Source organism: Bacteroides sp. OF03-11BH, assembly GCF_003604005.1.
GTDB lineage: Bacteria > Bacteroidota > Bacteroidia > Bacteroidales > Bacteroidaceae > Bacteroides > Bacteroides ovatus.
The window spans coordinates 2273-7230 of the sequence record NZ_QTMW01000086.1 but is presented as its reverse complement, the minus strand read 5'-3'; the positions used below and the strand labels follow the sequence as shown (position 1 = coordinate 7230).

Below are 4958 nucleotides of genomic sequence, written 5' to 3'. Positions count from 1 at the left end.
TCTTGCCAAAGAGATATTTACGATGCAACCTTTACGGGCGCACATAAAAATTTAAGATAATTGGCAATATTACCAACGCTGCGAAGGTAAGAAACCATAAATTACTTTTCGTGAAAAATCAGATTATCTCGAAATTTCACATTTCCTCTATGAACCTTCTATATTTAGACCTTATTTTTTCAATTTCTGGATTAGGCAGTAAGATTAAAGGGAACGACTGCCCGTTTACTGTGAATAGAGAAAGTTTTATTGGGGATTTATTATAGTCGCGTATTAATGCTCTATAATTATCTGTATTTATTGGAACATTGTTCTTGAAACGACCAAACAAGTATAGGATGTATAAAACAAGCTTCTTTCTGTTTGAGGACATTTTTCCACCTTTGTATTTGCTCAAGAAGGCTTTCAATTCTTGTGCAAAATAATAATTCAAGATTCTTTTGTTTGCTATTTCATTCATAGTGGTAATCCTCTCAATTGTATAATGCTTCAAGTTATCTACTGTTACAATATCATCTTGCAGTTCTAAATAAGCTTGTTTCATTTTATTAATCAGTAGTTGACTAGAGATAGTAAACTTTTTGGTTTTAGTTGACGATTTACCTTTCTTCGTTTCTGTTGGCAACCTACCCACTACTTCAATACTTGCAACATTCATTCCATCGTTTAGGTGGTTGAACAAGTCTAAATATTGGTCTGCTACAGATATGGATAGTTCAGCAACATTACATCCCATTATCATAGCGTACAGCAATACGGATAATCTCCATAATTTTAACGCATCCAGTTCCTCTCTTTCTAAATATTGAGCTAAAGTACTATCGTTAACAAAGACTTCTTCACTTAGCAATAATTTTCGTTTGTTATCATCTATGATTATGGTTTCAGCGAGTTTTACAGCTTCCTCATAATTTATAGCCTTGATATTGTTCAATATAATATGTTTGCTTTTGTCATCTATGCTTGTGGCTACCTGCAAGCATCTCTGCATATAAAAATCTACATATTCATTCATGGTATTATCTTTTAAAATCAATGACTGCAAAGAAACAAATTTATCCAATATTCCAGTTCACTGTATTATAAAAAATAAGGCAGTAAATGAAATTTCACTTACCACCTTATCAATGACTTAGTTTCATCATATCTCACAGGTACAAAAAATAAAATCATAAATATCTGTCATGAATCAGTGACAAGAATTGCTTTACTTGCTACCTCAAATCGCATCCTTTTGAAGATATACGCACATATATTCCAATAATCCAGAATGTATGTCTTGTATTAGATTTACCTGATTCTTATCAGTACCTTTGTTATAGATAAATCAATTACCAACTTATTTATTTTTACACAAATATGCAAGTAACACCAAAGAAGAATAACACAATTCATTATTTACCACAAGAGATTAGAGAAACTAGATTAACAGAAGTCACATATTTACCTATCACAAGGGAAATGTTAGAACAGCTATTCTCAAATTCAGCTAAGAAGGATAAGCATAAATTAGTTAAGAAGAGAAGGAGGTAATTAATAAGGCAGCAAGTGAATGTTACTTCAAATGCTGCCTTTATTTGTTGGACTAAGAGGTCAACCTCTCTTATAGGTCATTTTAGCATAGTGTTCAGATGCTTCATCTTTATCATGAAATTCAAGTACTAGCTTATTGGAACTGATTTCAAGAACCTTTAAATCATACTGTTCATATTCATCTTCAATAAGAGTTATAACATCACCATTCACTTCCCATTTCTCAATACTCTGCGGGTTACTTGTACCGTCCAAATCATATTCACTATAAGTACCGTCTTCCCTAAAGGTGAAGTTACCGAAATATTCACATTCATCTTTAGGCGCATGGCTCCATGCTTCATCATATTCAGGGTGTTCAAAGTCCTTCTCAAACCCTTCCTCATAAGTAAGTACCCAGTGCCCTATAAGCTTCTCCGCAAGAGGTCTGTTATCGTTTTCATCGTCATCACTACAAGCAATAAAATTCAGACTCATCATTATAACCATGATTACTGAACCTATTAATCGTAAAGTCCTCATATATCGTTGGATTTTATTATTTACTGCTTGGTATAAGTTTCAGAATCTTCATTATCTTTAATCGTTAAACGATTGCCAGAAATAGAGAAGGTAGATGTATATACCTCATCTGTCCATGTAAATGTAATCTTATCACCGTCTACAGAATATTTAAATGATTCAGAATCAGTTTGTTTGTTATCTTTAAACTCTTGCCATATACCACTTCCGTCTGCATTGAATGTATATGAATCACTATAACCATAGTTATCCACTTCACTTCGCCATGTACCAACAATGGGGTTGTCGTCATCGTCATCAGAGCAAGCTGCAAAGTTCACACTCATAATAATGGCTATTATAGCCATACCAATAAATCTTAATGTCTTCATTTGTTATATAATCTGTTTGTGCTTCTATGTTCCTAATAGAGAGCGTTAATAATTGAGATATAAGTGTGAGGAACACAACACGGAGTTGCACACTTCTTAAATAAAGAACTGTTGAGTAGTAAAATAGACTGTCTGTTTCTTATATACCTATATTTATGCCAACCTGTTCCCTATAGTTGGCTACTACATACAAGAAGCGTGGGAACTATTGAATATTACTACTGTGGGGCTCTGGACTTGCCTAAGGTGAATAATAAACAATAGCCCACGCCAAACGATATATAGACTATCCATATAAGATAGGTATATAACATTGACGTGAGCGTTCTTGCCTATTATCTTCACCTTTTGAAATTGTCCAGATTTCACAGTAAGATAATATCTTAAACGCTCTTCGTTAACTATGTCCTTTCAGAACTATCTCCATAGAAGTCTGAAATTGCTACAAAGTTACTAAAAGCTGTTTAATTTGCAAGAACTATTGTTTATTAAAAGCTGAGAGCTGTCTCTACTCAATAATTCAAGGTTGGTATGAAACTTGCCAAATCCCCATATAAGTAGAAATTCTGAACTTTCATACCAACCCAATTATTAGAAGCTAAGACAATCATAAGTATTTAGTAGCTCTTCCTGTCTCAATCCCAAGTATCTTTTAGTAATTGATACACTGGAATGATTGAATAACTCCATCAATTTAACAAGTGCAAGTTCTGAATTATCGTTATTCATATTATAAACCTGTCTGCCAAAGGTCTTTCTAAGAGAATGACAACTGAAATTGCCTATATGCAACTTGTACTTCTTCTTAATCTCTTTCAGCATGACATTGATTCTCTGAACTGTGTACACTGTCCCCTTCTGACTTATCAATACAGGCGCATTTATGCCAACTGGATTTATATGCTCATAACAATCTCTGATATGTTGCTGTAGCTGCATATTAATCCTAATAGTCCTTTGCTTTCCTGTTTTAATCTCTATAATGGTAAATTCTTCTGCATCTAATATCTGATTCCACCTCAAAGCAAGAATATCAGAAATTCTTAGACCTGTGAAGCAACCCAAAGCGATAAGAAGTGACATCTTATAATTACTATCCCTTGCCAACTTTCTTATTAAGTTCATCGCTTCGCTCCATTGCAAATAATCTGCTGTTGTACTTGAATATTTAAGTGACATAATGTTCGGTTTTATAGTGAAACTAATAAAAGTGAATATTAATTTTGAGTTGGAATATCTAACTTACTGATTACTAGCTAAACATTCACTAATAACAGAAGTGAATATTATAAAGCAAGGACACTAAGCAAATAATGTCCTTACTTCATTCAACCTATATAAAAGGTAGGTGGGCTTCATCCAACACGCCACTGTCAACTATCCGTTTGCAAAGTTCGTGTGATTCCTGATTCCTAAGGTCTGTGCCATAGTCCTTACTGCCAACCATGCGAATAATCTCCACAATGGTTTTCATTAATTCCTGCTGTAGTGTACGATGATAACACCTTGTACTCTCTGCAAACCTTTTTGGATTCCAACCATAATCGTTCAAGGCTCTTTCAAGTTCTTGCGCTGCCTTGTATTCGCGACTGCCTTCTATTACCATATTCTTTAATACTTAAGAGGTTTGTAAATAAAAAAGAGCACCTGTATAGATGCCCTTTGTTTTTCTGCATTTTAATGCACTACTTTACCGTAATAATCTTGTATATAGTCCAAATAATCATCAAGAAGAATACAACAGGTGAAATTGCACACATAACAAGTAACAAGATAATCCAAGATATAACGACTAATAACGCTTGTAACATAATCTTTTGAGTATTAATAGGTAATGAATAATCAAGGGACACCCTTATTATATGGATGCCCCTTTTAAGTACTCTGTAATACCACTAACTAAGAAACCATTGGTATTTGTCATCACCATGTAAAGCGGAACATATACCCGTTGCAAGTTCTGTTGCATTATAGGCTCTATCCAAGAATGAATCTATATAGCTGCTCTTATTTGCACCTGTGAGCAAGTTGTAGAACTTCCACATAGACAAATCATTCCCCAAGCTGCCAAAGTTCTCATCATTGATATACGCTTTAGCCACATTGTTAACCTGTGTATCAGTAAGCAACATTTTAGGTATATCTTTCTGATAGCCTTGCGGTAATGATTGATAAAGTCTCATTCTTCCAAGTAGTTGGCAGAACTGATGCTCCGTCATACTGGTATTGCCTAAAGACTGCATCAAATGTATGTGTTTGGCTGCATCGTATTTGTGGAACATTTCCAATACCGCTTGATATAAATCCCTTGTATTGGTAACTTCCAAGCAACTAAGATAACCGTCCGTAGATACACATAGATTTGTGCAAACCTTACAAGTAAAGCCAATAAACACTTTAAACCGCTCTGCACCTTTCTTTGAATAAAGATTGGTATGGTTATAAGCTCTGACACCACCAATAGTAAGTGTTAGCCTGTTACCGTGTACTGTCTCATAGATAGTAGGAACTTCAATAACAAAAGCACACCTC

General features: G+C 34.3%; 6 protein-coding genes. All 6 read right to left on the bottom strand.

Going from position 1 to position 4958, the window contains the following annotated elements; translation table 11 throughout:
• Positions 1-136: 136 nt before the first annotated feature.
• Positions 137-1015, bottom strand: coding sequence for a hypothetical protein (locus DXA54_RS27225; RefSeq protein ID WP_118036688.1), 879 nt, complete (start codon positions 1013-1015; stop codon positions 137-139).
• A 578-nt stretch (positions 1016-1593) separates the two neighbouring features.
• Positions 1594-2055: a lipocalin family protein gene (locus DXA54_RS27220; RefSeq protein WP_008650602.1), complete on the bottom strand. Its 462-nt coding sequence runs from the start codon at positions 2053-2055 to the stop codon at positions 1594-1596.
• A 20-nt stretch (positions 2056-2075) separates the two neighbouring features.
• Positions 2076-2402, bottom strand: coding sequence for a DUF5640 domain-containing protein (locus DXA54_RS27215; protein WP_243647700.1), 327 nt, complete (start codon positions 2400-2402; stop codon positions 2076-2078).
• 615 nt (positions 2403-3017) lie between these two features.
• Positions 3018-3605: a tyrosine-type recombinase/integrase gene (locus DXA54_RS27210; RefSeq protein WP_120081157.1), complete on the bottom strand. Its 588-nt coding sequence runs from the start codon at positions 3603-3605 to the stop codon at positions 3018-3020.
• 154 nt (positions 3606-3759) lie between these two features.
• Positions 3760-4032 (bottom strand): hypothetical protein, encoded by a 273-nt coding sequence (locus DXA54_RS27205; protein WP_120081155.1) that lies wholly within the window; start codon positions 4030-4032, stop codon positions 3760-3762.
• 289 nt (positions 4033-4321) lie between these two features.
• Positions 4322-4958 (bottom strand): DUF3871 family protein (locus DXA54_RS28680; protein WP_243647699.1); only part of this gene is annotated, 637 nt, incomplete at its 5' end.